Origin of the sequence: Kitasatospora sp. NPDC085895, from assembly GCF_040702125.1 — a bacterium.
Lineage (GTDB): Bacteria > Actinomycetota > Actinomycetes > Streptomycetales > Streptomycetaceae > Kitasatospora > Kitasatospora arboriphila.
In genome coordinates this window covers 66,822-93,135 of record NZ_JBFBJY010000015.1, presented here as the reverse complement: position 1 = coordinate 93,135, position 26,314 = coordinate 66,822, and the positions used below count along the sequence as shown (strand labels likewise).

30 protein-coding genes and 4 pseudogenes are annotated in these 26,314 nt (G+C 74.9%); 20 read left to right on the top strand and 14 right to left on the bottom strand.

Annotation, left to right across the window (positions count from 1 at the left end; genetic code table 11):
- Positions 1-68: 68 nt before the first annotated feature.
- Positions 69-1,670 carry an FAD-binding oxidoreductase gene (locus AB0442_RS12815; RefSeq protein WP_366162545.1) on the top strand — a complete coding sequence of 534 codons (1,602 nt, stop codon included), beginning with the start codon at positions 69-71 and terminating at the stop codon, positions 1,668-1,670.
- Between the two features lie 11 nt (positions 1,671-1,681).
- On the opposite strand, the gene AB0442_RS12810 is transcribed toward AB0442_RS12815, so the two are convergent.
- Both AB0442_RS12810 and AB0442_RS12805 read right to left on the bottom strand, forming a co-directional pair.
- Complete coding sequence (locus AB0442_RS12810) at positions 1,682-2,593, bottom strand: SDR family oxidoreductase (RefSeq protein WP_366162543.1); 912 nt, start codon at positions 2,591-2,593, stop codon at positions 1,682-1,684.
- The gene (locus AB0442_RS12805) at positions 2,590-3,297 is read right to left on the bottom strand and encodes a helix-turn-helix domain-containing protein (protein ID WP_366162542.1); all 708 of its coding nucleotides are present in this window, start codon (positions 3,295-3,297) and stop codon (positions 2,590-2,592) included. The genes AB0442_RS12810 and AB0442_RS12805 overlap by 4 nt, the downstream gene beginning before the upstream one ends.
- A gap of 294 nt (positions 3,298-3,591) precedes the next feature.
- Here AB0442_RS12805 and AB0442_RS12800 point away from each other — a divergent pair, with 294 nt between their 5' ends.
- Both AB0442_RS12800 and AB0442_RS12795 read left to right on the top strand, forming a co-directional pair.
- Entirely contained in the window at positions 3,592-4,506 is a 915-nt protein-coding gene (locus AB0442_RS12800; RefSeq protein ID WP_363544425.1) for an ABC transporter substrate-binding protein, read from the top strand.
- Positions 4,507-4,718: 212 nt separating this feature from the next.
- Positions 4,719-5,984, top strand: a complete 1,266-nt coding sequence (locus tag AB0442_RS12795) for a hypothetical protein (RefSeq protein ID WP_366162540.1) — start codon at positions 4,719-4,721, stop codon at positions 5,982-5,984.
- A gap of 263 nt (positions 5,985-6,247) precedes the next feature.
- Here AB0442_RS12795 and AB0442_RS12790 read toward each other — a convergent pair.
- Positions 6,248-6,412, bottom strand: a pseudogene (locus tag AB0442_RS12790) (alpha/beta fold hydrolase); the annotation flags it as partial.
- Positions 6,413-6,748: 336 nt separating this feature from the next.
- Here AB0442_RS12790 and AB0442_RS12785 point away from each other — a divergent pair.
- On the top strand, positions 6,749-7,255 hold the full coding sequence (locus tag AB0442_RS12785) for a pyridoxamine 5'-phosphate oxidase family protein (RefSeq protein WP_366162538.1): 507 nt from the start codon (positions 6,749-6,751) through the stop codon (positions 7,253-7,255).
- A 61-nt stretch (positions 7,256-7,316) separates the two neighbouring features.
- Positions 7,317-7,793 (top strand): DUF1801 domain-containing protein, encoded by a 477-nt coding sequence (locus AB0442_RS12780; protein WP_366162537.1) that lies wholly within the window; start codon positions 7,317-7,319, stop codon positions 7,791-7,793.
- Positions 7,794-7,908: 115 nt separating this feature from the next.
- On the opposite strand, the pseudogene AB0442_RS12775 reads toward AB0442_RS12780, so the two are convergent.
- Positions 7,909-8,004, bottom strand: a pseudogene (locus tag AB0442_RS12775) (transposase); the annotation flags it as partial.
- Positions 8,005-8,136: 132 nt separating this feature from the next.
- On the opposite strand from AB0442_RS12775, the gene AB0442_RS12770 reads away from it, so the two are divergent.
- The 4 genes and pseudogenes from AB0442_RS12770 to AB0442_RS12755 all read left to right on the top strand — a co-directional run.
- Positions 8,137-8,835, top strand: a complete 699-nt coding sequence (locus AB0442_RS12770; protein WP_366162536.1) for an SDR family oxidoreductase — start codon at positions 8,137-8,139, stop codon at positions 8,833-8,835.
- Positions 8,836-8,950: 115 nt separating this feature from the next.
- Complete coding sequence (locus AB0442_RS12765) at positions 8,951-9,517, top strand: peroxiredoxin (RefSeq protein WP_366162535.1); 567 nt, start codon at positions 8,951-8,953, stop codon at positions 9,515-9,517.
- Between the two features lie 41 nt (positions 9,518-9,558).
- A complete protein-coding gene (locus AB0442_RS12760) occupies positions 9,559-10,395 on the top strand; it encodes a PHP domain-containing protein (protein ID WP_366162534.1) in 837 nt (278 codons plus the stop codon).
- A 362-nt stretch (positions 10,396-10,757) separates the two neighbouring features.
- Positions 10,758-11,000, top strand: a pseudogene (locus AB0442_RS12755) (helix-turn-helix domain-containing protein); the annotation flags it as partial.
- A gap of 47 nt (positions 11,001-11,047) precedes the next feature.
- Here the strand turns inward: AB0442_RS12755 and AB0442_RS12750 are convergent.
- Together AB0442_RS12750 and AB0442_RS12745 are read right to left on the bottom strand one after the other, a co-directional pair.
- A complete protein-coding gene (locus tag AB0442_RS12750) occupies positions 11,048-11,848 on the bottom strand; it encodes a hypothetical protein (protein ID WP_366162608.1) in 801 nt (266 codons plus the stop codon).
- Between the two features lie 160 nt (positions 11,849-12,008).
- On the bottom strand, positions 12,009-12,284 hold the full coding sequence (locus tag AB0442_RS12745) for a helix-turn-helix transcriptional regulator (protein ID WP_344624646.1): 276 nt from the start codon (positions 12,282-12,284) through the stop codon (positions 12,009-12,011).
- A 58-nt stretch (positions 12,285-12,342) separates the two neighbouring features.
- Here AB0442_RS12745 and map point away from each other — a divergent pair, with 58 nt between their 5' ends.
- Both map and AB0442_RS12735 read left to right on the top strand, forming a co-directional pair.
- Positions 12,343-13,110, top strand: a complete 768-nt coding sequence (gene map, locus AB0442_RS12740; RefSeq protein ID WP_366162533.1) for a type I methionyl aminopeptidase — start codon at positions 12,343-12,345, stop codon at positions 13,108-13,110.
- A 348-nt stretch (positions 13,111-13,458) separates the two neighbouring features.
- Positions 13,459-13,992 (top strand): HEAT repeat domain-containing protein, encoded by a 534-nt coding sequence (locus tag AB0442_RS12735; protein WP_366162532.1) that lies wholly within the window; start codon positions 13,459-13,461, stop codon positions 13,990-13,992.
- 40 nt (positions 13,993-14,032) lie between these two features.
- On the opposite strand, the gene AB0442_RS12730 is transcribed toward AB0442_RS12735, so the two are convergent.
- Positions 14,033-14,392 (bottom strand): carboxymuconolactone decarboxylase family protein, encoded by a 360-nt coding sequence (locus tag AB0442_RS12730; RefSeq protein WP_366162531.1) that lies wholly within the window; start codon positions 14,390-14,392, stop codon positions 14,033-14,035.
- A gap of 133 nt (positions 14,393-14,525) precedes the next feature.
- Here AB0442_RS12730 and AB0442_RS12725 point away from each other — a divergent pair, with 133 nt between their 5' ends.
- Complete coding sequence (locus AB0442_RS12725) at positions 14,526-15,410, top strand: LysR substrate-binding domain-containing protein (RefSeq protein ID WP_366162530.1); 885 nt, start codon at positions 14,526-14,528, stop codon at positions 15,408-15,410.
- Positions 15,411-15,436: 26 nt separating this feature from the next.
- On the opposite strand, the gene AB0442_RS12720 is transcribed toward AB0442_RS12725, so the two are convergent.
- A complete protein-coding gene (locus tag AB0442_RS12720; RefSeq protein ID WP_366162604.1) occupies positions 15,437-16,420 on the bottom strand; it encodes a DMT family transporter in 984 nt (327 codons plus the stop codon).
- Between the two features lie 105 nt (positions 16,421-16,525).
- Here AB0442_RS12720 and AB0442_RS12715 point away from each other — a divergent pair, with 105 nt between their 5' ends.
- The 3 genes from AB0442_RS12715 to AB0442_RS12705 all read left to right on the top strand — a co-directional run bounded on the left by AB0442_RS12715 (position 16,526) and on the right by AB0442_RS12705 (position 18,772).
- Complete coding sequence (locus AB0442_RS12715; RefSeq protein ID WP_366162528.1) at positions 16,526-17,446, top strand: LysR family transcriptional regulator; 921 nt, start codon at positions 16,526-16,528, stop codon at positions 17,444-17,446.
- Between the two features lie 97 nt (positions 17,447-17,543).
- Positions 17,544-17,993, top strand: coding sequence for a hypothetical protein (locus AB0442_RS12710; protein ID WP_366162527.1), 450 nt, complete (start codon positions 17,544-17,546; stop codon positions 17,991-17,993).
- A 128-nt stretch (positions 17,994-18,121) separates the two neighbouring features.
- The gene (locus tag AB0442_RS12705) at positions 18,122-18,772 is read left to right on the top strand and encodes a methyltransferase domain-containing protein (RefSeq protein WP_366162526.1); all 651 of its coding nucleotides are present in this window, start codon (positions 18,122-18,124) and stop codon (positions 18,770-18,772) included.
- 37 nt (positions 18,773-18,809) lie between these two features.
- Here AB0442_RS12705 and AB0442_RS12700 read toward each other — a convergent pair whose 3' ends face one another.
- Positions 18,810-19,274 carry an NUDIX hydrolase gene (locus AB0442_RS12700; protein ID WP_366162525.1) on the bottom strand — a complete coding sequence of 155 codons (465 nt, stop codon included), beginning with the start codon at positions 19,272-19,274 and terminating at the stop codon, positions 18,810-18,812.
- A gap of 176 nt (positions 19,275-19,450) precedes the next feature.
- Between AB0442_RS12700 and AB0442_RS12695 the strand changes: the two genes are divergently transcribed.
- The 4 genes from AB0442_RS12695 to AB0442_RS12680 all read left to right on the top strand — a co-directional run bounded on the left by AB0442_RS12695 (position 19,451) and on the right by AB0442_RS12680 (position 22,479).
- Positions 19,451-19,843: a helix-turn-helix transcriptional regulator gene (locus AB0442_RS12695; RefSeq protein WP_344624657.1), complete on the top strand. Its 393-nt coding sequence runs from the start codon at positions 19,451-19,453 to the stop codon at positions 19,841-19,843.
- A gap of 37 nt (positions 19,844-19,880) precedes the next feature.
- Positions 19,881-20,297 carry a VOC family protein gene (locus tag AB0442_RS12690; RefSeq protein ID WP_366162524.1) on the top strand — a complete coding sequence of 139 codons (417 nt, stop codon included), beginning with the start codon at positions 19,881-19,883 and terminating at the stop codon, positions 20,295-20,297.
- 135 nt (positions 20,298-20,432) lie between these two features.
- On the top strand, positions 20,433-20,930 hold the full coding sequence (locus AB0442_RS12685; protein WP_366162522.1) for an ATP-binding protein: 498 nt from the start codon (positions 20,433-20,435) through the stop codon (positions 20,928-20,930).
- Positions 20,931-21,225: 295 nt separating this feature from the next.
- The gene (locus tag AB0442_RS12680; protein WP_366162602.1) at positions 21,226-22,479 is read left to right on the top strand and encodes an MFS transporter; all 1,254 of its coding nucleotides are present in this window, start codon (positions 21,226-21,228) and stop codon (positions 22,477-22,479) included.
- Here AB0442_RS12680 and AB0442_RS12675 read toward each other — a convergent pair.
- The 3 genes and pseudogenes from AB0442_RS12675 to AB0442_RS12665 form a co-directional block, all read right to left on the bottom strand.
- Entirely contained in the window at positions 22,463-23,005 is a 543-nt protein-coding gene (locus AB0442_RS12675) for an AAA family ATPase (RefSeq protein ID WP_366162521.1), read from the bottom strand. The two genes, AB0442_RS12680 and AB0442_RS12675, sit on opposite strands and share 17 nt — an antisense overlap.
- Before the next feature lie 211 nt (positions 23,006-23,216).
- On the bottom strand, positions 23,217-23,801 hold the full coding sequence (locus tag AB0442_RS12670; protein ID WP_363544462.1) for a TMEM165/GDT1 family protein: 585 nt from the start codon (positions 23,799-23,801) through the stop codon (positions 23,217-23,219).
- A gap of 293 nt (positions 23,802-24,094) precedes the next feature.
- Positions 24,095-24,298, bottom strand: a pseudogene (locus AB0442_RS12665) (N-acetyltransferase); the annotation flags it as partial.
- A gap of 136 nt (positions 24,299-24,434) precedes the next feature.
- Here AB0442_RS12665 and AB0442_RS12660 point away from each other — a divergent pair.
- On the top strand, positions 24,435-24,899 hold the full coding sequence (locus AB0442_RS12660) for an ArsI/CadI family heavy metal resistance metalloenzyme (RefSeq protein ID WP_366162519.1): 465 nt from the start codon (positions 24,435-24,437) through the stop codon (positions 24,897-24,899).
- Between the two features lie 86 nt (positions 24,900-24,985).
- On the opposite strand, the gene AB0442_RS12655 is transcribed toward AB0442_RS12660, so the two are convergent.
- Positions 24,986-25,804 (bottom strand): hypothetical protein, encoded by an 819-nt coding sequence (locus AB0442_RS12655; RefSeq protein WP_366162518.1) that lies wholly within the window; start codon positions 25,802-25,804, stop codon positions 24,986-24,988.
- Positions 25,801-26,226 (bottom strand): SigE family RNA polymerase sigma factor, encoded by a 426-nt coding sequence (locus AB0442_RS12650; RefSeq protein ID WP_366162601.1) that lies wholly within the window; start codon positions 26,224-26,226, stop codon positions 25,801-25,803. Before AB0442_RS12650 ends, AB0442_RS12655 begins: the two co-directional genes overlap by 4 nt.
- Positions 26,227-26,314: the final 88 nt, after the last annotated feature.

The following is a 26,314-nucleotide window of genomic DNA, read 5'->3' as shown; positions in this document are numbered from 1 at the left end:
CCCTGGATCTTACCCTACGGTAATTTACCGATTGGTAAGTTCCTGCCACCGCCGCCCGAGGGAGCCCCATGGCCGAGGCCGCCGCACCCCGCACGCACCGCACCCGCTCCTGGTGGGGCTGGGGTTGGGCCGACGCCCACCCGGACGACGCCGAGTGCGTCGCGATGGGCGCCCTCGTCCCCGGCACCCTGGCCCGCCCGCTCGCCCTCCCGCGGATCGCCGACCTGCGGATCGGCCCGCCGGCCGCCACCCCGCCGGCCGCCCTCGCCCCGCTGGTCACCGCCGACCCGGCCGCGCGGGCCTCGCACGCCATGGGCAAGGCCTTCCGCGACGTGGCCCGCGCACTGCGCGGCCGCCCGGGCCGGATCCCCGACCTGGTCGCCCACCCGCGCTCCGACCGGGACGTCGCCGACCTGCTGGAGTGGGCCGGCGAGCAGGGCGCGGCCGTCGTCCCCTACGGCGGCGGCTCCTCGGTCGTCGGCGGCGTGGAGTACCGCGGGGACGCCCACCGCGCCGTGCTCTCCCTCGACCTCACCGCCATGGACGCCGTACTGGAGGTCGACACCACCGGCCGCTCGGCCCTCGTCCAGGCCGGCATCCTCGGTCCGGCCCTGGAGGACCGGCTGCGGCCGCACGGGCTGACGCTGCGCCACTTCCCGCAGAGTTTCGAGTTCTCGACCCTCGGCGGCTGGCTCGCCACCCGGGCCGGCGGCCACTACGCCACCGGCCGCACCCGGATCGACGACTTCGCCCAGTCCCTGCGGGTGGTCACCCCCGCCGGCACCGGCACCTCCTGGCGGCTGCCCTCCTCCGGCGCAGGCCCCTCACCCGACCGGCTCCTCCTCGGTTCGGAGGGCTCCCTCGGCATCATCACGCAGGCCTGGATGCGACTGCAGGAGCGCCCGCACCACAAGGCTTCGGCGGCGGTCTCCTTCGCCCGCTTCCAGGACGCCCTGGACGCGGTGCGCGCCGTCGCCCAGTCCGACCTGCTGCCCGCCAACTGCCGGTTGCTGGACGCCGGCGAGGCCACGCTCTCCGGCGCCTCCCGCGACGGCTCGGCCGTCCTGGTGCTCGGCTTCGAGTCGGCCACCGCCCCCGTCGGGGACCGGCTCGCCCTGGCCGTCGACCTGGCCCTCGCCCACGGCGGCACCGCGGACCCGACCGGCGGCGACGGCGCGCCGCCGGACGCCGCGGTCGGTGCCTGGCGCAGCGCCTTCCTGCGGATGCCGTACCTGCGGGACGGACTCGCCCGCATGGGGGCGGTCGTCGAGACCTTCGAGACGGCCGCCACCTGGGACCGGATCCCGGCCCTGATCGACGACGTCCGCAGCGAGGTCGGCGCGGCGGCGCAAAAGGCCACCGGCCACCCCGCGCTCGTCAACTGCCGCCTCACCCACGTCTACCCCGACGGCGCCGCCCCCTACTTCACCGTGATCGCGGGCGGCCGGGACGGGGACGAGGACGCCGTCTGGGACGAGCTCAAGGCCGTGGCCGAGGACGTGCTGCGCCGCCACCGCGCCACGATCACCCACCACCACGCCGTCGGCCGCGACCACCGCCGGTCCTACGACCGGCAGCGCCCGGAGCCCTTCGCCCTCGCGCTGCGCGCCGCCAAGCACGCGCTCGACCCGCACGGCGTCCTCAACCCCGGGGTGCTGCTGGACGCCTGAGGGCCGGGCGGCTACAGCGGGTCGCCGAGCGGGCCGTACTGCCCCTCCAGGCTCTCGGCCCAGTGGGCGGCGAAGTCCGGCTGCGTGCCGTCGGCGTCGGTGAACCCGTACTCCCGGTACAGGCCCCAGGTGGCCAGCGCGCGGCCGCTCTTGGCCATGACGGCGGGGTCGGCGGCGAGGGCGGCCACCGCGCGGCCGAGGTAGGCGGGGGTCTCGGAGTGGGCGAAGTCCGGGTCCTTCGCCACGCCGTCGCGCCAGTTCGCCTCGGTGACGCCGAAGTGGTCGAGCATGGCCTCCGAGCGCAGGAAGCCCGGAGTGATCGCGACCGCCGCGACGCCGTGCGGCTTCAGCTCGGCGGCCTGCGCAACAGCGAGCCGGATCACCGTGGACTTGGCGAGATCGTAGAAGAAGCTGCCGCGGTAGCGGGCGGTGTTGCCGTCGGTCACCTCGACGACCAGGCCGCTGCCGCGGGCGACCATCAGCGGCAGTGCGTGGCGGCTGGTGATCACGTGGGTCTCCACCGCCCGGCGCAGCAGACGCAGTCCGGTGTCCAGGTCCTGCTCCCAGAGCGGGTGCTCCCAGTCGGTGAGGGCGTCGCCGCCCCACACGGAGTTGACCAGGAGGTCGAGCCGGCCGTCCTGCTCGGCCGCGATCCGGTCGACCAGGGCGCGGACCTCCTGCGGGCTGCTGTGGTCGGTGCGCACGGGGATGCCGAGGCCGCCGGCGGCGGTGACCCGCGCCGCGGTCTCCTCGATGGTCTCGGGGCGGTCCAGGTCGGAGCGGCCGGCCGTGCTGCTGCGGCCGGTGACGTACACCGTGGCACCGGCGGCGCCGAGTTCGACGGCGATGCCGCGGCCGCCGCCGCGGGTGCCGCCGGCGACCAGGGCCACCGTGCCGGCCAGCGGCCGGATCTCGATCGTCATGCTTCCTCCGGGGTGCGGGGGCGGTCGGGGTGGCGGGGAGCCTCGGGGTGCCGGGGTGTGTCGGGGTGCGGAGCCGTCGTGTGCGGAGCCGTCGTGTGCGGAGCCGTCGTGTGCGGAGCCGTCGCGTAGGGGGCGAGCAGGGCCCGGAGCTCGTACTCGACCCGCTCGGCGAGGGTCCCGCTGCGCTCCAACGCCCAGGTCAGGCCGGCGCCGGTGGTGACCGCCTGCACGGAGCCCGCGAGGGCGGCGGTGTCCGTACCCGCCCGCAGTTCGCCGGCGGTTGCGGCGGACGCGAGCAGCCGCTCGACCGCCCGGCGCTGGGCGAGGTGGGCGGCCAGGGCGTGCCGGTGGAGCTGCGGGTCGGTGAGGTCCAGGCAGAGGAAGGCCAGGTGGTTGGCGAAGCGCTCGGGGATGGCCATGGGCGCCAGCCACTCGGTGACCAGCGCGGCGAGGGCGTCGAGGGCCGTGCCGTGCTCCGCGCGCGCCCGGGCGGCCGTCGCGTCGGCGTCCTTGACGGACTGCTCGGCGAGCGCGACCAGCAGGCCGCGCTTGGAGCCGAAGCGCTGGACGAGGGTGCCGGGCACGAGTCCGACCTCCCGTGCGACCGCGGCCAGGGTGAGCCCGGCCGGGCCGACCCGACCGATCACCTCCGCGGTCGCGCGCAGGATCACCACGTCGTCGATTCCGCGGGGACGCCCGGCCATGTCCGCTCCTCCCATTAATAAATGCCTGTTCATTCATTCAAGCGGGCGGCCGGACGGAACCGCAAACCGCAGCACCGGTGTCCGCTGAGCGGGACCCCCCGTGCCGCGTCCACGGCCCTGCGAACTATCATCGGCCGGGTACAGCGTCCCTCCGGAGGTCGCCCCGGCATGCCCGGGCGGCCTCGGCGGCCGGAGGCGACTCATCTCACCGGAGCGGGGCCTGTGAGAGCCCTCGGACTGCCTTGTGTCGTCGTGTCCCGAACTTGCCGCGCTCTGAAACGACTTGGGAATACGATGACTTCTCTGCCCGGGCGCGGCCGCACCGCCGTCACCGCCGTCCTCTCCTCCGCCCTGCTGCTGAGCGCCTGCAGCGCAACCGGCTCCGGCAAGAGCGAGGCCGACCTCCACGACCAGCTCCCCGAGGCCGTCAAGAAGGCCGGGGTGATCCGGGTGGGCGCCTCGCTCACCGCCGCACCGGTGATCTTCCGCGGCACGGAGGGCCAGCCGGACGGCCTCGACCCCGACCTCGGCGCCGCGATGGCCAAGGTCCTCGGCGTCAAGGTCGAGTTCCAGGACGCCGGCCCGTTCAGCAACGTGCTGCCGGGGCTGCTGGACAAGAAGTACGACGTCGCGATGTCCGGCATCACCGACAACCTCAACCGCCGCCAGGGACTGGACAAGACCGGCAAGCAGGTCAACGACGGCGTCGACTTCGTCGACTACTACATGGCCGGCATCGGCATCATGGTCGGCAAGGGCAACCCGGCGAAGATCGCCAAGATCGACGACCTGTGCGGGCACGGCGTCGCCGTCAAGAAGGGCACCACCCACAACGACCTCGCCGTCCGCCAGAAGGCGGTCTGCGACGGCCAGGGCAAGCCGCTGAAGGTCGAGGAGACCACGGACGACGCCGGGGCCATGGAGGAGCTCCGCAGCGGCCGCGTCGACGCCTACGTCACCGACTACCCCAAGGCGCTCTACAACTCGCAGACCGCGGCCGGCGGCAAGGCCTTCGACATCGCCGGCCCCCAGCTCCAGCCCAAGCCGTACGGCATCGCCCTGCGCAAGAGCGACCAGCAGCTGCGCGACGTCCTCGCCAAGGCCATGCGACGGCTCGTCGCCGACGGCACCTACGACGAGATCCTGAACCGCCGCAAGCTCACCGTCGGCGCCATCCAGAGCCCTGTCGTCAACGGCGGCACCAGCTGACGACACCCTGACCCCCGCGGCGGGCGGCCGACGGCACCGCGAGGTGTCGCCGACCGCCCGCCGCGGCCGCCGGCCCGGTTCCCCCAGCCGCCGGCCGGGAGGCACCCTGTCGTGCGCGTTCAGTCGCCGTGCATCTGCAGCCGTCACCCTGGGTATCTGACGGATCGTCACCTGCGAGTCCGGCAGTGCGGCACGCGGCGAAAGAGGAGCACATGACGACTGCTGTCCCGTCCACCCCGGTCAACGCCCCCAACACCGGCCGGAAGGTGCCCGGCAAGGCCGACTGGGCGGTCACCCCGATCACCAAGGGCAAGGCGGCGTACGCGTTCCCCGCCGAGTGGCAGGGAGGAGCGCTGCACCACAAGATCTCCAAGGAGAAGCTCAGTTCGATCGCCGAGCAGATCGCGGGCCTCTACAACGCCGGCGACCAGGGGCTGAAGGCCGCCGTCCGGAACTTCTGGGCGCTGTGCTGGCAGCTGGCCGGCCAGCCGGTCGTCGAGGCCGTGATGCAGGCGGAGCCGAAGACCAGCCCGCACCGGCTGCTCTGGAACCTGCCGATCATGGTGTCGCTGGGCCCGAAGAGCCCGGCGACCGACCCCGGGCAGGCCTTCGACGCCGACACCGAACCGGCCCCGGGCGGGAACGGGCTGCGGCGGATGGACGCCGTCTCCACCCACCTGAAGGCCCTGGAGGACGCCTGGGACACCGCGAGCGGCGCCCGCAACGGGCAGGGCGACTTCGACACCGCCCTGTGGAAGCGGCTGACGGCCCTCCTCACCGAGGCCCACGCGGCCGCCGAGGACGCCTACGGCACGGCCCGCGCGGGCAAGCTGCTCTACCCGCCGCTGCCGGAGCAGTGGCTCCACGACACCGTCACCGGCCAGCGGCTGCGCAAGGGCCTGACCGACTACTGCGGCGCTCAGACCGGGCAGCAACTGTTCGCCGCCGCCCGGGCCAACGTGCCGGCCATCGTCCGGTACAAGGGCTCCAACACCCGGGTCGGCACCGGGCGGCACCGACTCACCTTCAACGGCACCACGATCGACCTGGTCGTGTCGGTCTCCGAGGACGCCGTCCACCACGTCTGCACCCGGCACACCCTGACCTTCTTCGACTTCCGCGCCACCGCCCGGCCGATCAACACCGTCTGGCAGCAGGCCAGGACCTTCGCCGACGTGTCCCAGCTGGCCCGCGCCGTCCTGCCCGGGATCGCGCGGAGCTGCCTCACCGAACTGGCCCGCGAGGAGAACGCGGACCCCGCCGTCGACTGGCCCGGCCGGGACATCGAGCTGGACATCCAGCCGGCCGGCCCGCACACCGTCTACTTCCGGGCCGGCGTCGAGAACGTCCAGCCGCAGGGCAACGGCCACCTGATCGAGGTCGAGCTGAAGACCTTCGCACCCTCCGGCGCCAGCGGCCCCGGCTTCCTGCGGCAGGAACTCAACGCCATCGGCCTCGCCATCGGCGCCCTCCCGTAACGCACCCGGGCGACCGCCGCCGCGTCCGCACCGGCCGCCGCCCACTCGCGCAGGCCGTGGGCGGTCAGCCCGTCCAGGTCGCCGGCCGCCACCAGCCGGTCGCACTCGGCGTCCAGCTCCGGTTCGGCCGGCCGCGGGAAGCCGGGCACCCCGGGCACACCAGCACCAGCGACGCCACCCGCCCGGGCCGCTGGAGCGCGAACCGGGTGCCGTCCCGCCGCCCGTGCTGCAGCCGACCGGGTGGACCCGGTCGAGCCGAAGTGCTCCAGCACCGCGTGCAGGTCGGCCGGCATCGAGCAGGTGGTGGTCGGCTGCGGCGAGCGCCCGTAGCCGCGCACGTCGTAGCGGATGACCCGGTGGCGCGCCGTGAGTTCGGGCAGCAGCCCGTCCCGGATCCGACGGTCGCCCATACCGGGGTGCAGCAGCACCAGGGGCGGCCCGTCACCCCGCCGTCCGTCGTCCACACGTCCCCGTCGCCCAGCCGGATCAAGCCGTCCCGGGTCATGGCGGTCATCGTCGGAGCCGGGCTGCCCGCCCCTCACCGGTATTTGAAGCAACGGCCCGGCCGGTCACGCCACGCCGGGGCCTCCGTCGTTCGTCCGTGGTGCGTGCTCTCCGTACCGGTCTCCGCGCTGCTCTCCGTGGCGTTCTCCGTGGTCGGCACGGAGGCGGTGGGTGCCCCGCTCGGGAGAGGCTGTGACCACGGCGAGCGGGTCCGGCGGAAGGAGCCGGGCGATCGCGGGCCGCGACCCGAGGAGTTGAGCATGACCGGTACGGAGGAGCTCCGTCAGCAGTCCGCCGCCACGGGCGGGGAACCCGCCGCGGCCGCGCCCAGGCCGCGCGACCGGCGCCGACGGGACACCGAGCACCGGCTCACCCACGACGTCGACGTCTGGGTCGCCAGCGCCTCCGCCGACGGCGGCCCGTACCTGGTGCCGCTCTCCTTCGACTGGGACGGCGAGGCGCTGCTCGTGGCCACCCCGGCCGACAGCCCGACCGGCAGGAACCTGGCCGCCACCCGCACGGCCCGGCTCGGCCTCGGCCCCACCCGCGACGTGACCATGATCGACGGCGACGTCGACGTCCTCGAGATCGACGCACTGCCGCCGGAACAGGGCGACCGGTTCGCCGCACGCACCGGCTTCGACCCGCGCACCCTCACCACGCCGTACCGCTGGTTCCGCATCAGCCCGCACCGCATCCAGGCCTGGCGGGAGGCGGACGAACTGTCCGGCCGTACCCTGATGCGCGACGGCCGTTGGCTCGCCTGACCGTCCGGCACAGCACGGACCTTGATCAACCGTCAGCCTGCTCCACGAGAGGAAACCTCCCATGCCGAACACCAAGAAGTCCGCCCCCGGCAGCAGCGACGCCGAGAGCACGTTCGACGGGTTCACGCCCGAAGAGCGCCAGGCGATGAAGGACCATGCCAAGGAGCTCAAGGCGTCCGCGCGCCGCAGTCCCCGCACCGCCAAGGCCGACGCGGAGCAGGACGTCCTCGCGAAGATCGCCGAGATGCCGGAGGCGGACCGCGTCCTCGCCGAGCAGATCCACCGGATCGTCGGCACCGCCGCCCCGGACCTCGCCCCGAAGCTCTGGTACGGCATGCCGGCGTACGCCAGGAACGGCAAGGTCGTCTGCTTCTTCCAGAGCGCCCAGAAGTTCAAGACCCGCTACGCCACCCTCGGCTTCAGCGACCTCGCCACCCTCGACGAGGGCGCCATGTGGCCCACCGCCTACGCCCTGACCGAACTGACCCCCGAGGCCGAGGCCCGGATCGCCGGGCTCATCGCCAAGGCCGCGGGCTGAGGCCCGGCCCTGCACGGCGAACCGGCGGACCGGGGGTTCCCGGAGGCCGTCGTCGTGCAGGGCCGGCGTCGTGTGCCCGGCAAGATCCAGGAAGAGGGTCTGGGGTGACCGGGTGGACGTGGCGGAGCAACTCCCAGGTGCCGTCCGCCGACCAGCGGCGATGCCGCTCATGCACCGTCTTCCACGGTCCGTGGCGTTCGGGCAGATCGCGCCGCTGCATGCATGCCTCCTGATCCATGGTCAGGAGCGGAGCCGTCGGAGAAAGTCGGGAGCGAGCGTCCAAGATCGCTGGGTATAGTGCAGGCGCTTCGCCCCGATGACCCGTCGCCGAGGAGGCCGTCCCATGGAACCCGTCACGCTGATCACCGGTGGCTCGACCGGAATCGGCGCCGCCACCGCCCGCGCACTGCTCAAGCAGGGCCACCGCGTGGCCGTCACCGGACGCGACGCGGGGAAGCTGGCCGCCTTCGCCACCACCGCGGGGGCGGGCGAGCGGCTGCTGACGATCACCGGCGACGCCGGCGAAGCGGATGACGTCGCCGCCGCCGTCCGCCACGTGCTGGACACCTGGGGCCGGCTGGACAACGTCATCGCCAACGCCGGTTTCTCCCTGCCCGGCAACCTGGAGACCCACGCCCCCGAGGACATGCGCGCCATGATCCTCACCAACGTCCTGGGCCCCGTCCTGCTGATCCAGGAGACCCTGCCCCACCTGAGGACCTCCAAGGGCCGGATCGTGATCATCGGCTCGGTCGCCGGCGTCCGCCACACCCCCGGCAACCTCTACTCCGTCACCAAGTGGGCCGCCCACGCCCTCGCCGAGAACACCCGCCTCCTGGTCGGCCAGGACGGAGTCGGCGTCACCGTTGTCGCCCCCGGCATCGTGGACACCCCCTTCTGGCACGGCCGCGGCGGCACCCCGGAGGCAGCCGCCACGATGACCGCCGAGCAGATCGCGGACACCATCGTGTTCGCCATCAACCAGCCCGCGGGCGTGGACATCAACCACATCACGGTCCGGCCGACGGGGCAGGTCGGCTGAGGCAGAGCTCCCGAGGGTCGCACGGGAGACGCCTTCGGCCCCGCCGAGCACGGTGTTGCGCGGGCCGGGGGCGCCTTCGGATCCGGGCCGCCACCCCGCGGCGTTCCTGAGCACCGTGAGCGACCTGAGCCGACTTCCGTCGGGCCTGCCCGTCCCCGAGGACGACGGCGCGGCCGACCGTCTCGTGGGCCGGACAATGCCGAACATCGATCTCACCAGTACCGCGGGTAGCACCGTCCCCGTGCATACGCCGGGTGAAGGCCGTTCCGTCCTCTACTGCTACCCGCTCACGGGCCGGCCCGACACGGACGTACCGGACGGCTGGGAGGCCATCCCCGGCGCACGCGGATGCACCGCCGAAGCGTGCGACTTCCGCGACCAGCACGAGGAGCTGGCCGCTCTCGGTGCGGCCCGCGTGTTCGGCCTGTCCAGCCAGGACACCGGATACCAGCAGGAGGTCGTCGACCGTCTGCGGCTTCCCTTCGCGATGCTCTCGGACACCACGCTGCGCCTGGCGGCGCTGCTCGGCCTGCCGACCTTCGAGTTCGGCGGAACGACGCTCCACAAGCGCATCACGCCGATCATCCGTGGCGGCGTGATCGAGCACGTCCCCCATCCGATCTTCCCGCCGAACGAGCACGCCCGTCAGGTACTGGACTGGCTGAAGGACGACCCCGTCTGACCAGGCCCTCACAGTCCCGTCACCGCCGAAAGGATCACGGAATGCTCCCGCCAGACAGTCACGTCCACAGCCAGTGGTCCTGGGATGCGCCAGCAGGCTCGATGGAGGAGACCTGCGTGCGCGCACTCGACCTCGGGCTGCCGTCGGTGGCGTTCACCGAGCACGCGGACCTCACGCCCTGGACACTCAGCCCAGGCGCGAAGGCGCCGGAGGAGTGGAGTCCACTCGTCGTGGACGAAGTGCTGACCCCGCCCCCCATCGATCTCGACGGATACCGGGAGTGCCTCGAACGATGCCGACAGCGTCATCCAGAGCTGCGGATCCTGTCCGGCATCGAGTTGAGCGAGCCTCACTGGCACCCGTCGCGAGCCGAGGCGCTGCTCGGCGCGGGGAGCTTCGAGCGAGTGCTGGCCTCGGTGCACTCCGCGCCGGCCGCCAGTGGTTTCGGCTTCACCGAAGTCTCCGCCCGCTACGCCGATCAGCCACCCGCTCAGGTCGTCCGCGCCTACCTCGCTGAAACGGCCCGCCTGATCGAACAGTTCGCGCCGTTTGAAGTACTGGCACACATTGACTACCCGGTCCGCCGCTGGCCTGCGGGCGGGAAACCCTACGACCCCCACGACTTCGAGGAGGAGTACCGCCACGTCCTGCGCTGCCTTGCGGCCGCCGGCAAGGTCCTCGAGGTCAACACCAGGGTTCCGCTGCACCCCCAGGTGCTGACCTGGTGGCGAGAGGAGCGCGGCCAGGCCATCACCTTCGCGAGCGATGCCCACGACCCCACGGCCCTGGCCCGGGGCTTCAGCGATGCCGCGCACATGGCGGAGGCCGCGGGCTTTCGCCCGGGCCGGGATCCGCACGACTTCTGGAGCCGCCGGTGACCGAGGGCAGCCACGAGCTGTGCTGTTCGGTTCGGCGGTCCGGACGGGGAAGAACCCTTCACTGGTCGCGGTCACGGTGAAGCGAACGGTGAGTTGGCCGAGACGCCCACGGTAACTGTGGTTCAGAAGGTGGTGTTCCACTCGGACGGCGCGTTCGAGGTCGCAGCGGGGGTGCGCGTGGTGGCGCGGCCGATCGGAGCAGTCGATGACATTGCTCTGATCGCGGCCTGTCGCACCCGCCACCTGAGGCGGCTCTGAATCTCGTAGCCCGAACCCGCGACGCTCGATTTCGCTGTCCAAATGGCTCTCAAACACCCGCCCGACGGCCCAGGGGGGGACACGGCAGGCTACGGCCTGTCGTGATGGCCTACGGCCACAACACCGAGCACCGGCTGCAAGTGCGGGCGCAGGTCGTCCTGTACGCGGCGCGTGGACGCTCCAACGCAGCGATCGCCCGTGGGACGGGACTGCATCTGGACACGGCCCGTAGCTGGCGGGGCCGGTTCGCCGAACACGGCCTCGCGGGCCTGGCCGATCGCGAGCGCCCGGGCCGGCCGCGCGCCTTCACCGCCCTGCAGGCCGCCCGGGTCAAGGCGCTGGCCTGCCGGCCGCCCGCCAAGACCGGGGTGCCGAGCCACCCGGAATTGCCGCCTCAGGGGCCGTTGCCCGCGCCGGAGCCGGGGATCCAGCCGTGGTGGAAGCCGTGGGCCTCGTCGGAGCGGCTGACGACGTCCCGGGCCGTCCGGCCGCCGAGGAGTCCCGTCCCGGCGGAGAAGACCGGCAGCAGGGTGCGCAGCGCGCGTCGGCCGTGGAGTGCGACGAGCAGGGCCGCCTCCTCGGCGGCTCCGGGTCGGTCCACCGGTCGGGCGGTGGCGGCGGGGGCCGGTGGCAGTGGGTGGAGTCGGCGCAGCCGGGCGAGTTCGCGTCGTCCGGCCACGGTTCGCGGTCCGGCGAGGAGGAGGGCGAGGGCCGCGGCGGCGAGCGGCGCGCCGGGTACGACGGCACCGTGGAGGATCGCGGTGACGGCGGCACCGGCGGCGGCGACCGAGATCAGGCGTGCCGCGGCGAGCCTGGCGGTGCCGCAGAGCAGGTGACGGTCGGCCAGGTCCCGGCGCAGTTCGCGCCGGGACCGCTGCACGGCGGGCCGCCCGGCGAGGTCGGGGAGAGCGAGCGGTCTGGCCAGGCCGCTGCGCACGGCGCGGTGCACGGGGGTCGGTTCGGCGGGCAGGTCGACCCGGCCGCGCAGCCGTAGCCGTCCCCCGCGGTCGGCGTCCAGCGCCCCGGCGAGGCGGTACTCGACGACGACCACCGCCAACGCGGCCTTCCCTCCGCCGCGCAGGGCTGCCAGCCGCACCGCCCCCAGGCCCTCCGCCCGCCCACGGACGGGCAGCCACCGCAGCAGTGCGGCCAGGAGCACGCCGGCCGCCGAGCAGACCGTCCAGATCGTTGCCATCGCCGGCCTCCGGAGCCGGACCGTGGTGCCGGTCTGCGGGGTGCATCCGACGGTGGGGAGACCACGGCCACGAACCGACGGATGCCCTCGACTCCCATGCTCGACACCGGACTTGAGCGCCTTCAGAGCTTCGCGGGCCCATGTCGGGTCCGGCGTCCGTTCAGGCCGACAGCGCCTCGTCGTGGCCGTCCTCGTCCTCGGCGCAGGCGGCGGCCAGGCGGTCGAGGGAGATGTCCAGGGCCGCGGCGAGGGCGGCGACGGTGAAGAAGGCGGGGGTGGGTGCCCGGCCGGTCTCGATCTTGCGGAGGGTCTCGGCGGAGACGCCCGCCGCGGCGGCCACCTCCACCATGCTGCGGTCGCCGCGGGCCCGGCGCAGCAGTGCGCCGAACCGCTCGCCGCGCTCGCGCTCCCACGGGGTCAATGGAGTCCTCACCATGACCGTGATACTAATACCGGTATAAGTATTGGGTCCAACGAGGGTGGGAGTCACGCGCATGGTGGAGATCAAGTCGGACGCGGCGCTGGACGCGATGCGCGAGGCCGGCCGGGTGGTCGGCCGGGCGCTGGAGGCCGTCCGGGCGGCCGCGCGCCCGGGCGTGTCGCTGCAGGAGCTCGACGAGGTGGCTCGCGGCGTCCTCGCCGCGGCCGGGGCCCGCTCCCCGTTCCTCGGGTACCAGCCCTCGTTCGCGCCGACGCCCTTCCCGGCGGTGATCTGCACCTCCGTCAACGACGCCGTGGTGCACGGCATCCCGACCGGGTACCGGCTGCGCGACGGCGACCTGGTGAGCGTCGACTGCGGGGCGGAGCTGGACGGCTGGACGGGTGACGCCGCGGTCAGCTTCACGGTGGGCACCGCCCGGCCCGCCGACCTCGCCCTGATCGAGGCGACCCGCCGGGCCCTCGAGGCGGGCATCGCCGCCGCGGTGGCGGGCGGCCGCCTCGGCGACATCTCCCACGCGATCGGCACCGCCGCCCGCCGGGCCCGCTGCGGCATGCCGGAGGGTTTCGGCGGCCACGGCATCGGCCGCCGGATGCACGAGGACCCGCACCTGCCCAACCGGGGCCGCCCCGGGCGGGGGTTCCCCCTGCGCCACGGCCTGGTCCTGGCGATCGAGCCGATGCTCATGGCCGGCGGCCGCGACGACCACCGCACCGGCGACGACGGCTGGACGCTGTTCACCACGGACGGCAGCCGCGCGGCCCACATCGAGCACACCGTCGCCGTCACCGAGGACGGGCCGCGCATCCTGACCCTCCCCTGACCGCCGTCGACGGCCGGGCGGGCCGGAATCCCCTTTGCGCGACCGTGTTCCGGGCGGGTTGGATCGCACCCGTGCCAGAGGAACCGCCGTCCGGGGACAGCTGCACGGTCCCCCACCGATCGCCGGCACCCGACTCCCCGTCCGCGGCCCGCGCCCACGTCCTCGGGCTGTGCCGACGCACCGATCCGGCGCCCGTCGACGCCCTGCTCGACCGGCTCGACCGGCCCGCCGCGACGGCCGACGTGCCCTGGGACGAGGAGCTGGCGCGGGCGGTCGTCCGGGTCGCCGACGACCGTTTCCGTCCCGCTGCTCGTCCGCCTCTGCGCGGCGCCGCGCCCGGTCGCCCTGGTGGCGCTCGATGCCCTGGCCGTCCTGCGTCCCGGCCCCGGCGCGGTGCGCACCCTGGTGGCCGTCTTCACCGGGTCGGTGGACGACCGGCGGGTGCACGAGGCGGCGAGCCGGGCGCTGGTCGCGGCGGGCCCGGCCGCGGTGGCGGCGCTGGTCCCGTGGGTGCCGTGGATGCGGGAGGCCGACCGCCGGCTGCGGCAGTCGCTCGCCTGGTTCTTCGGACGGGCGGACTGCGGGACGGACCGCGCGGTGCGGGTGCTGGCGGAGTTCCTCTCCGATCCGTGCTCCCGCACCCGCGCGGAGGCCGCGGCCTCGCTCGGTCTGCGCGGCGACCCCTCGGCGGGCCCGCTGTTGCAGCGCGCCCTCGCCCACCCCGACGAGCGGGTCCGTGCCCGCGCCGCCACGGCGCTCGGCCGGGTCGGCGCGTACGACGCGGTGGAGCGGTTGCGGCGGTCGGCCGCGCACGACGCCTTCCCGACCGTCCGGAACGCGGCCGCCGCGGCCCTCCGCGCCCTGGCCGCCCGGGAGCGCTGATCCCGGGCGGGCACGGCCCTGCGGGGGTTCCGGGCGCCCGTCAGCCGTGGACCGCCGCACCCGGGTGGGCGTGTCGGCCGTGCTGCTCGTAGAGGCGGTCGGCCAGGAGGGCGTGGGCGAGTGTGCCGCCGGCGCGGACGGCGGCGGTCACGAAGGCCGTCTCGGCGAGTTCTTCGGCGCTGACGCCGTGCCGGCGGGCGGCGGCGGTGTGCACGTCCAGGCAGTAGGAGCACTGGGTCACGAGGGCGACGGCCACCGAGATCAGTTCGCGGTAGCGGCGCGGCACGGCGCCGTCCTCCCGGTCGACGGCCTCCTGGAAGGCCAGCCAGGCGGCGAACTCCGCCGGGGCGGCCCGGCCGACGGAGCGGGCGCGGTGCAGGTCGTCGGGGTTCTCGTACACGTCTGGACTCCTCGTTCGACGGTGGCGGCGGGCTCTGTCGTCCGCCGCCACCCACCACCTCACCCGGGGCGGCCGGTGCCCGTCCAAGACCGGTTCCGGGCCTCCGGTTCCGTTCTCGGTATCGTGGCCGGTCATGGACCTGCGGGCGTTGCGCTGTTTCCTCGCGGTGGCCGAGGAGGGCCACTTCGGCCGGGCGGCGGCCCGGTTGCACCTGGCCCAGCCGCCGCTCAGCCGCCGGATCCGGGACCTGGAGGCGGACCTCGGCTGCCGGCTGTTCGACCGGATCCCGACCGGGGCGCGGCTCACCCCGGCGGGCGAGGTGCTGCTGGTGGAGGCGCGCGACCTGCTGGAGCGGGCCGAGCGGGCCCGGGAGCGGGTGCGCGGCGCCGGGGCCGGCCGGGTGCTGGTGGTGGGTGTCGCCGCCGGTGCGGGCCTGGACGTCGGCCCGACGGCCCTGGCGGCGCTGCGGCGCAGCCGTCCGGGGCTGCGGGTGCGGCTGCGGGAGGCGCCGGTGACCGACCCGAGTGCCGGGCTGCGGGAGCGGCGGGTGGACGTGGCGCTGACCCGGTTGCCCTTCGACACCGCCGGCCTGAGCATCCGTCCGCTCGGAGTGGAGCAGGTGGTGGCGGCCGTGCCGGCGGACGATCCGCTCGCGGCCCGTGGGCGGCTGCACGTCGGCGAGTTGGCCGACCGGCCGCGGTTCCGGTTGCCGCCCGGGACGGACGCCCGGTGGCGCGCCTACTGGCTGGCGGCCGAGGACGACTCGCCGGGCCCGGTGGTGGCCTCGGTCGAGGAGTGCCTGCACAGCGTGGTGTGGGAGGGCGCGGTGGGCCTGCTGCCGGCGGGAGCCTCGGTGCGGCACGCACGGTCCGGGGTGGCGTTCGTGCCGGTGGACGGCCACCCGCCGAGCCGGATCGTCGCCGCCCGGCCCGCGGACTGCACCGATCCGCTGGTCGACGCCCTGGTCGAGGCCTTGGCCGGGGCGTTGGCTGCCGTGTCCCGGGACGCCCTGGCGTAGCCGCCGGCCGTCGGACCGCGGACCGGTCAGGCGGTGGGCACCGGTTCGGCGGGGCGGTCGGCGGCGGCCGGCGGTGCGGTGCGGTGGGTGCGTTCGACGGCCTGGCCCCAGTAGGTGCCGGCCACCATGAGGACGGCACCGAGGGCGGCGGGTGCGGTGAGCCGTTCGCCGCCGAGGCCGATGCCGACGGCGACCGCCCAGACGGGTTCGGTGCCCAGGAGCAGGCTGGCCCGGCTGGCGGAGCTGCGCTGCACCGCCCAGGTCTGTGCCAGGAAGGCGAACACGCTGCAGAACAGGGCGAGGTGCAGCAGCGATCCCCAGGTGGCCGCGCTCGCGTGGGCGAGGCCGGGCAGGCCCGCGACGGCGGGGGCGGCGAACAGGACGGTGCCGACGACGGTCTGGACGGCGGTCAGGTGCATCGGGCGCAGCTCGCGTCCGGCGGTGAGGCGGCCGACGAGGGCGACGTGTCCGGCGCGGACGACCGCGGCGGCGAGCATCAGCAGGTCGCCGAGGCCGGGGGTGTGCAGTCCGGTGCCGGACATCAGCAGGCCGACGGCGAGGACGCACAGCCCGGCGGCGGCGAAGAACCGGCCCGGCAGCGGGCCGCGGCCGGCGCCGCGGTCGAGGAGGGGGGTGAGCACGATGGTGAGGCTGATGATGAGTCCGGCGTTGGCGGCGCTGGTGTGGGCGACGCCGTAGGTCTCGATCGCCAGGACGGCGGCCTGGGTGAGGCCGAGCACCGCGCCGTACCGCAGTTCGGCGGGTCGGGGCCGGGCCGGGCCGCGGCGGCGGGTGCGCGGCAGGACGCCACGGCCGGTGCTGCGGCGGGAGTTGCGGGCGGCGCCCGCGGCGATCACGGCGGCGGCCGCGAGCGCGGCGAGCGCGTAGCGCACGAAGAGGACGGTCAGGACGGGGACGGCCCCGGTCGCGGCCTTGGCGGCGAGATAGCTGGAACCCCAGACGATCGCGACGAGCAGCAGGACCAGGTCTGTACGGCGGGTGTCAGGCACGGTGGGCACGGCCACCACGCTGCCGGAGTGCGACCGTGAAGCCAAGGACCACTTACTGAAACGATCTTTTAGCGGTACCTACACGGTCGGGCCTAGACTGTGCGGATGGACGAACGCCAACTGCGGGTCCTGCGGGAGCTCGGCGAGCTCGGCAGCGTCACTGCGGTCGCGGAGGCGATGACGGTGACGCCCTCGGCCGTGTCGCAGCAGCTGCGGCTGTTGCAGCGATCGGTGCCGGTGCCGCTGACCGAGCGCGCCGGGCGGCGGCTGGTGCTCACCGATGCCGGGCGGGCGCTGGCGGACGCGGCGATCGACGTGTCCGCGGCGCTGGCCCGGGCCCGGCACGCCGTCGACCGGTTCGTGGAGCAGCCGCAGGGTCTGGTGTCGGTCGCGGCGTTCCACAGTGCGGGTGCGGCGTTCTTCCCGTTGCTGCTGCGGCAGTCGGCCGCCGGGGCGGACTTCCCGCGGCTCGCCCTCGCCGACGAGGACGTCGCGCAGGAGCGGTTCCCGCGGCTGACCCGGGACCACGACCTCGTCCTGGCGCACCGGCTGGACCACACCGCGCACTGGCCGGGCACGGTGGCGGTGACCCCGCTGCTGAACGAGCCGCTCGACGTGGCGCTGCCGGCCGGGCATCCGCTGGCGGCCCGCGACCGGCTGACGCCGCACGACGTGGCGGGCCTGCCGTGGATCACCGTCCACGACGGCTTCCCGCTGCTGGCCACCGTGGAGGCGATCGCGGCGGTGGCCGGCCGGCAGCCCGAGATCGTCCACCGGATCAACGAGTTCACGGTCGCGGCGGAGGTCGTCGCGGCGGGCGGCGGGTTGGCGCTGATGCCGCGCTGGACGGCCCGGCGGCACCCCGGCGTCGTGCTCCGCCCGCTGACCGGGGTGCACGCCAGCCGCCACGTCGACGTCCTGCACCGGCCCGAGCGCACCGCCCGGCTGGCCGTGCGCACCGTCCTGGCCGCCCTGGTCCGGGCGGCGGACACCGTCCGCGGCAGCGACCGAGCGGCCCCGCCCTGACCCGGCCGTACCTCCCTGCCGCGTCCGGCTCCCCCGGGGTCCGGTGCGATCGCCGGGGCGGGACACTGATGCGATGTTGCTGAGACGGATTGCCGAAGTGGCCGACGAGCCGCTGGTGCTGGAGCCCGCCGACCGGCGGGTGGAGTGGCGGACCAACACCTGGTGGCTGGGTGCGGAGGAGGAGGACAGGCGGGTGCTGACCGTGCCGGAGGTGGTCACCGCCTTCGAGCGGACCGCCGAGGGCATCCGGCGCCGTGTCCGCGGGACGGGCTTCCCGGGGGTGGCGACCTTCTACGTGTGGCACGACGAGCAGGCCGGGCAGCTCCGGTGCTCGACCGGTTCGGTGACAGCGGACGCGTTGCCCTTCGGCGGGGCGTACGTGCCCTCCGACGATCTCGGCCGGGTCGTCGAGGCGTTCCTGGGCGACCGGTCGCCGGGTCTGGTCCCCTGGTCCGACCTCGACGAGGTGCACGACCCCTCGGAGACCGTGCCTGAGCCCGAGCCCTTCCCCGTCTGGGTCCGCAGCGTCGGCGCGGTCACGCACTGACCGCCCCACCGGCCCACGGCAGTCGCAGCAGTCGCGGTCGGGCCCGGCCGGCGGTCAGGCGCGTCAGGCGGCCATCACGGCGGGGCGGCCGACGGCGGGCCGGAAGAGTGGGCCTAGCCTTGCTGCCCATGGACGATCGAGGACCGGCGGTGGGCGGGGGCGGCCGGTTGGTGCCGGGCACGGCGGGCTACGCTGAGGCGGCGGACGCGCTGGCGGTGCAGTACGAGGAGGTCACCTTCGAGCAGGTCCACCACGAGGTGCTGCACCTCGTGCCGGGCCGGCCCGGGCAGGTACTCGACGTGGGCGCCGGGACGGGGCGCGACGCCGCCGCCCTGGCGGCCCGCGGCCACCGCGTGCTCGCGGTCGAGCCGACGGCGGCCCTCCGCCGCCACGGGCGGCGCCTGCACCCCGGCGCCGGGATCGACTGGGTCGACGACAGCCTGCCCGAGCTGGCCGCCGCCGGGGACGGCCGGCGGTTCGACGCGGTCTTCGCCACCGCGGTCTGGATGCACCTGGACGCCGCGGAGCGGTCGCACGCCCTGGCCAGGATCGCCGGACTGCTCGCACCCGGCGGCCGCTTCTTCCTGCAGTTGCGCCACGGCCCGGTGCCCGCCGGGCGGCGCATGTTCGAGGTGTCGGCGGCGGACACCGTCGCGGCCGGGCACACGCACGGCCTGCGGCCGCTGCACTGCTCGGAGCGTCCCGACCTGCACGGCCGGGACGGCGTGCGCTGGAGCAGTCTGGTGCTGCAGGCGGACGGCGCCCCGGGCGGGGCGTGAACACCCGGGGCGTGAACGGACCTCCGGGGGCCGCCGGTCAGCCGTGCTGCCGGTCGAGGCCGTCCAGCCCGGCGGCCAACTGCGGCCAGGCGGCGGCGAATCCGGGATGGAGGCGCAGCCCGGCGACCTCGGTGCGGCCGCACCAGCGGTGGGCGGCCGCCTCGCCGTCGCCGCGGCGCGGGCGGAACGGCTCCAGGGCCTCGGCGACCACGGTGTGGTAGGCCCAGCCGCCGTGGTCGTCGACGAAGGTGTGCAGCCGGCGCAGGGCGGGGAGGCTGCCGAGTTCCTCCGCGAACTCGCGTCGGGCGCCGTCCCAGGGGCTCTCGCCCGCCTCCAGGGCGCCGCCGGGGATGCTCCAGGTACGGCCGTGGTGGACCCGCCAGGAGCGGCGCTGGAGCAGCAGGTCCTCGCCGCGGAGCAGCAGCAGCCCCGCGGCGCCGTGCGGTCCCCAGTGGCGGCATCCGCGCGCGTCCCTGACGAATCCGCGGCTGCTGTCGGCCATGCTCTCCCCCTGTGCGGTGTGTCCCTCGGGCGGGGCGCGGCCGGTGGCGGTCACCGCGCGTCCCTGCGGCGATTCCACCGCGTCCGGGCGGTGCGGGGCAATCCGCGCCGGGGCGACGGCCCGCGTCGCTCTCAACGGCCCGCTCGGTGTCGGCGGCACGTTGTACGGTGCTCGGTGTGGACATCGCCGATCTCGCCAGGCTGCGCCGGGCACGTGACCGCATGGACCGCGACTACGCGGAGCCGCTGGACGTCCCGGCCCTGGCGCGCGACGCGCTGATGTCGCCGGGCCACTTCTCGCGCAGCTTCCGGGCGGCCTACGGCGAGACGCCGTACAGCTACCTCATGACCCGCCGGATCGAGCGGGCGAAGGCGCTGCTGCGGCGCGGCGACCTGTCGGTGACGGAGGTCTGCATGGCGGTGGGCTGTACGTCGCTGGGCTCGTTCAGTTCGCGGTTCACCGAGCTGGTCGGCGAGAGCCCGAGCGCGTACCGGGCCCGCGACCACGACCCGGGGGCGCCGATCCCGGCGTGCGTCGCCAAGATGCACACCCGGCCGATCAGGAACTGAGAAGCAGAACAGGCCGCCGGTCCGTAGCGTGTGGGCCATGGACATCAAGCTTTCGCAGTGCTTCATCGCCGTCGACGACCACGACAAGGCGCTCGCCTTCTACCGCGACGCGCTCGGCCTGGAGGTCCGCAACGACGTCGGTTTCGAGGGGATGCGCTGGGTGACGGTCGGCTCGCCGACCCAGCCGGACGTGGAGATCGTGCTGGAGCCGCCGCTCGCCGACCCGAACGCCTCGGAGGCCGACCGGCAGACGGTGGCCGAGCTGATGGCCAAGGGCATGCTGCGCGGGGTCATCTTCCAGACCGACGACTGCGACGCCACCTTCGAGCGGGTCAGCGCGGCCGGCGCCGAGGTGCTGCAGGAGCCGATGGACCAGCCGTACGGGGTGCGCGACTGCGCCTTCCGCGACCCGTCCGGCAACATGCTGCGCTTCACCCAGCCCCGCACCAAGTAGCACCTGACGCGGCGTTGGCGGCCCGGCGGCCGGAGACGGCACCGCCGGGCCGTCCTCATGCCCGCGGGCCCTCTTGCCCTCATGCCTGCGGCAACCCGGCTGACGGGTCGTCCGGTCGGGCACTGGGGTGGCCGCATGGTGGAGCCCACGGGCACGGTGGTCCTGATGTGCGGTCTCCCCGGGGCGGGCAAGACCACGTACGCGCGGGCGCTGGTCCGTCGCGGGTACGTCCGGCTGTCGATCGACGAGGTGGTCTGGCAGCGGCTCGGGCGGCGCGACGCCGGCCTGGTGCTGGCGGAGGCGGCGTTCGACGCGCTCAAGGAGGAGGTCCGCCGCGAGCAGCGCCAGGAGCTGATCCGACTGATGCGGGCGCGCCGGAACGTGGTGGTGGACTACAGCTTCTGGAGCCGGGCCGCGCGCGAGGACTACAAGGCGCTGGTCGAACAGCACGACTGCCGGTGGGAGTTGGTCCACCTCAAGGCGGACCGGGCGACGCTGCAACGCCGGCTCGCCGTGCGCAACCGCGAGGTCGGCGCCGATGCCGTCACCGTGGACGAGCAGCTGCTGGAACGCTACCTGTCCGCGTTCGAGGAGCCGGTCGGCGAGGGCGAGCAGGTCCTGCCGCAGCACTGACCGGTCCCCGCCGCGCCGCCCCGGCCCGGGCCGAAGGCTGATGCCGCCGTGTCCGGCGGCGGCCGGCGCCGCTCCGGGATGCCGTCGGCCGTGGGGGCGGCCCGGGCGTTCCCCCGCGACGCGGCCGACGGCATGATGCCTCTGTCCCGCCGGCCCGGAAGTCCGGGCCGGTCCCCGACCTGCCGCCGAAAGGGCCCGCTCCGTGACGAGTACCGCCTCGACGCCCTCGACCGCCCCCGACCCCGGCGACGTCCCCGACCCCGCCGCGCCCGCCGACGCCGCGCAGCGCCGCGTCCTGACCGTCCTGGTCGCCTCCCAGGTGCTCAGCGGGGCGGGCCTCGCCGCGGGGATCACCGTCGGCGCCCTGCTGGCGCAACAGATGCTCGGCTCGGCCGGGCTGGCCGGCCTGCCCAGTGCGCTGTTCACCGCGGGCAGTGCGATCGCCGCGATCGCGGTCAGCCGCGTCTCGGCGGCCCGCGGCCGCCGGCCGGGGCTGGCGCTCGGCTACGCCACGGGCGCGGTCGGCAGCGCCGGGGTGATCGCCGCCGCCGTCGCCGACAGTCCCGTCCTGCTGTTCGCCGCCCTCCTCGTGTACGGCGCCGGCACGGCGACCAACCTGCAGGCCCGCTACGCCGGGGCCGACCTCGCCGCGCCCACCCACCGGGCCCGGGCCGTGTCGACCGTGCTGGTCGCCACCACCCTCGGCGGCATCGCGGGCCCGAACCTGGCCGCACCCACCGGGGACCTCGCGGCGGTCCTCGGCATACCCCGGCTGGCCGGGCCCTTCCTGCTGGCCGGGATCGCCTACGCGGCGGCCGCCGCCGTCCTCGCGATCGGGTTGCGCCCCGACCCGCTGCTGCTCGCCCGGGAACGCGCCGGGGCCGCCGGTGCGGATGCCGCCGCCGGCCGGGCGGACGCCGTGCAGGAGCCGGCCGCGGGGATCCGGCGCGGTGTGCTGCTCGGCACCTCGGTGATGGTCCTCACCCAGGTCGTCATGGTGGCCGTGATGACCATGACACCCGTCCACATGCACGACATGGGGCACGGGACCGCGGCCTCGGGGATGGTGATCGCGATCCACATCGGCGCGATGTACCTGCCGTCGCCGCTGACCGGCCGGCTGGTCGACCGCTACGGGCGGACGGCGCTGGCGACGGCCTCCGGTCTGACCCTGCTCGCGGCGGGCGTGCTGGCCGCGCTCGCACCCGGCGGGTCCGTCCCGCTGCTGGCGCTGGCGCTGGCCCTGCTCGGTCTGGGCTGGAACTTCGGGCTGGTCGCCGGTACCGCGATCATCACCGACGCGGTGCCACTGGCGACCCGGGCACGGACCCAGGGCATGGTCGACGTCGCCATCGCCGTCTCCGGCGCCGCGGGCGGCCTGGCCTCGGGCGCCGTCGTCGACCTGGCCGGCTACCCGGTGCTGGCGCTCGGCGGCGGCCTCCTCGCGCTCGCCGTGCTCCCCGCCGTCGTCCTGACCGCCCGCTCCGGCTCGGCTGCGGCGCACCAGAGCTCTTCTCGTACCGGTCGGGCCGTCAGCGAGGGGCGGTGAGCGAGGCGGTCAGCGCGGGGATGTCGACCGGCCCGGTGGTGTCCACGCAGTGGACGATCCCCAGCCCGAGCGGTTCGGCACCGCGCGACCACAGGTCCCAGTCCCCGTCGGGGCCACCGGGGCGCTCGGGATGCACCGGATGTCGTCCGGCCGACCGTTCGGCGAACCGGCGTCGGGCCACCACCAGCGGCACCCCGCACCAGACCTCCTGCACGTCGGCCACGCCCGCGCGCCGAAGTCCGGCCGTCACGATCGGCCGTGTGTGGGCCAACCACGAATTCTCCAGAACGGCCCCGCCCCGCGCGTCACGGAGCAGCGTCCACAGGGTCTCGGCGGCGGCAGCTCCCAGGACCCGGCTCCACTCGGGGTCGGAACACTCCGGCGGGCGCAGGCCCGCCAGCGTGTCCGCCAGTACCTCCTTGATCGCGTCCTTGCTGAACAGCGGCAGGCCCAGCTCGGCCGCAAGGGCCCGCGCGAGCGTCGTCTTTCCGGATCCGGGAAGCCCGTTGACCAGCACCGTGACCATCCGGCCACTCTAGGCCCTCACGTCCTGACGGACAGTCGGCCAAGGAGATCCGCTTCTGATCCGGGCCCCGCGGCAGCCACAGTCCCCCCGGCGCGCGCACCGCAACTGCCGTGCGCCCCTCGCCCGGCCCGGCGCGCCCCGGCCGTGGGCCCGCATGCGACTGCCGCCGCCGGCACGGGGCCGACGGCGGCAGAAGGAGGGGTGCGGCGCGTCAGCCGGTGAAGGCCTCGACCACGGACCAGACGGCGAGCAGGCCCATGCAGACGCCGCCGACGCGCTGGACCATCCGCAGCGGCACCCGCTTGGCGATGAAGCGGCCGACCACCAGGGCGAGGGCGGAGACGCTCATCAGTGCCGCGGCCGAGCCGATCGCGGTGGAGAGCACGCCGTTGGTCGCCGCGAGGTTGGCGGTGGTGATCTGGGTCAGGTCGCCCCACTCGCCGATGAACACGGCCATGAACGCCGCCGTCCACACCGGCCAGAACCCGGTGACCGTCCGGCCGGCCTCGTCCGCGCCGTCCTCGTCACCGCCGCTGCGCAGCAGCACGAAGGCGCCGAAGGCGAACAGGGCGGCCGAGACCAGCTTCACGGCGACGTTCGGCAGCAGGCCGATCAGGCTTCCGGCGCCGACGGCGATGGCGACGTGGACGACGAAGGCGCTGGAGGTGCCGATCCAGACGTAGAGCGGGCGCATCCGCGTGCCCATGGCGAGGGACGCGAACATCGTCTTGTCGGGGAGTTCGGCGAGGAAGATCAGACCGAAGGCGGTGAGGATCGCCAGGGGGTCGAGGGACATCCGGAGGCTCTCTACTGGGGCCGGGCCGGAGTGTCGGTGCGAACACCCGTCGTGGGTGGTCCGGGAGGACGCCTCGGCCCGGCACGACGAATGGACCCCCGCGGGTGCGGGCGTCGGTCATGCCTTGCCGAAGGTCTCGTCCGCCGCACCACCCGGAGGTGCTGCGGCCCGGCGGCCGGGCCGTCCGCTGGTGTGCGGGCGTCCAGTGTGTCGACCTGCCGGTGTTTCGGGACTACTCCCCTTCGCACCTCGAGTGTACCGGGCCCGCACGAGGTGCCGGCGCCGGGCCCCTGTCAGCCCACGACCGGGCTGCGGCGCTCCAGCAGGACGACGTCGCGCCAGCGGCCGTCCCGACGGCCGAGGCGCTCGCGGGTGCCGACGACCCGGAAGCCGGCCCTGGCGTGCAGGGCGAGGCCGGCGGTGTTCTCCGGGAAGACGCCGGACTGCACCGTCCGGATGCCGGCCGCGTCGGTGGAGGCGAGCAGCGCCCGCAGCAGGCCGCCGCGTCGCCCCGGCCGAGGACGACCAGCCCTGATTTCGACATGCGCCTATGTTGACATTCATCGATTCAGGGGGGCAAGCTCATCTGTATCGACAGCCGTCGATACAACACCTCGGATCGGGGAGACCGCCATGTCCCGTGTTCAGCTCGCCCTGCGCGTCGCCGACCTCGAAGGCTCCGTCGCCTTCTACTCCAAGCTCTTCGGGACCGGGCCCGCCAAGCGCCGCCCCGGCTACGCCAACTTCGCCGTCACCGAGCCCCCGCTCAAGCTCGTCCTCATCGAGGGCGAGGCCGGCGAGGCCACCCGCCTCGACCACCTCGGCGTCGAGGTCACGACCACCGAGCAGGTCGCCGCCGCCACCGGCCGGCTCAAGGAGGCCGGCCTCGCCACCTTCGAGGAGAACGACACCTCCTGCTGCTACGCCCTCCAGGACAAGGTGTGGGTGCACGGCCCCGGCCAGGAGCCCTGGGAGGTGTACGTCGTGAAGGCCGACGCCGACACGCTCACCAAGGGTGCCGACGGCCAGGCCGCCTGCTGCGGCACGGCCTCCGACGCCGCCGCCGACACCGCCGCCGCGGGCTGCGCCTGCGGCTGACCGCGGCCGGCCGCTCCCGTCCCCTGCGCGGGAGCGGCCGACTCCGCAGGGCCGGCGGCGCCCCGGCGCAGCCGCGGCGCGGCCGGTCAGCCGCCGAGCGGGGGCCGCTCGACGGACACCGGGATGCCGTAGTCAAAGAAGTCGATCACCGTCCGCCGGACGACCGGCTCGGGGTCGGCGTCCCCGGTTCGGCCGGTGAGGACGGTCTGCACGGTGACGGACCGGTACCGGCCGCCGATCAGTTCGACCCGGCCGGTCACGGTGTTGTCGCCCGTCCCCCGCTCCCCGGTGTACGGGGAGTCGTGCGAGACGTAGGAGAAGTCGTACGTCTCGCTGCCGCCGGAGCCCGCGGTGCGGGTGACGGTGCCGCGGGAGCGCAGTTCGGCGAGGAGCTCCTGGGGCTGCACGGCGACGAGGCCGGCGGTGGGGAGGGTGCCGCGCGGACCGACCGGCGGATTGCCCGCGTGCCAGGGCCGGCCGCCCGTCCGGTTGAACTCCTCCGCGCCGAGGATGCGCCACTCCGTCCCGCCGCCCTCCCAGGCCAGCTGGGCCCGGTGCGAGGCGGGATCGGCCGCACCCCGGTAGGTCTGGGGCGGCGGGAAGCGGTCGGGACGCCCCGGGCCCTCCACGGTGTACGTCAGGGTGACCCGGTACCCGGTGCCGCGCGCCCCCGACGCGGGCGACGCCGGCCCCGCCGCGGACCCTCCGGCGAAGGGCGGGAACACCCCGACCGCGGCGGCCGCGAGGGCGAAGGCCCCGGCGCCGATCGCGGTGCGCGTCACGAGCCGGGTCCGGCGGGCCCGGTGCCCGCGGAGCAGCAGTGCGCCGACCGGGGCCGGCCGGGCCGGCACGGGGCCGGACAGTGTCCTGATCGCCTCGATCAGTTCGTCCTGCGGGTTCGTCACGGTGCGGCCTCCTGGCGCTCGGGCAGGGCCGCGCGCAGCCGCGCCATGGCCCTGGAGTTGTGGCTCTTGACCGAGCCGACCGTGCAGCCGAGCACGGCGGCGGTCTCCTTCTCGCTGAGGTCCTCGACGTACCGCAGCACCACCACGGCCCGCTGCCGGTCGGGCAGGGCGAGCAGGGCGCGGCGCAGTTCGCCGTCCGGCCCCAGGCCCCGCCCGGCGGGGTCGCCTGTCGGGTCGGCGGTGTCGGGGGTCTCGGCGGTGAGCAGTTCGCGGCGACGGCGGCGCCAGCGGCTGATGCTGCCGTTGGCCAGCATCCGCCGCAGGTAGGCGTGCGGGTCCGCGGCCAACCGGGGCCATCGCACGTACAGCTTGACCAGGCAGTCCTGCAGCAGGTCCTCACCGCGGTGCGGGTCGCCGGTCAGCAGTTCGGCGGTCCGCAGGTGGCGCTGCCAGGTGGCGCTGCCAGGCGGCTTGCACGAAGGCCGCGTAGTCGGCGTCTCTCGTTGATCG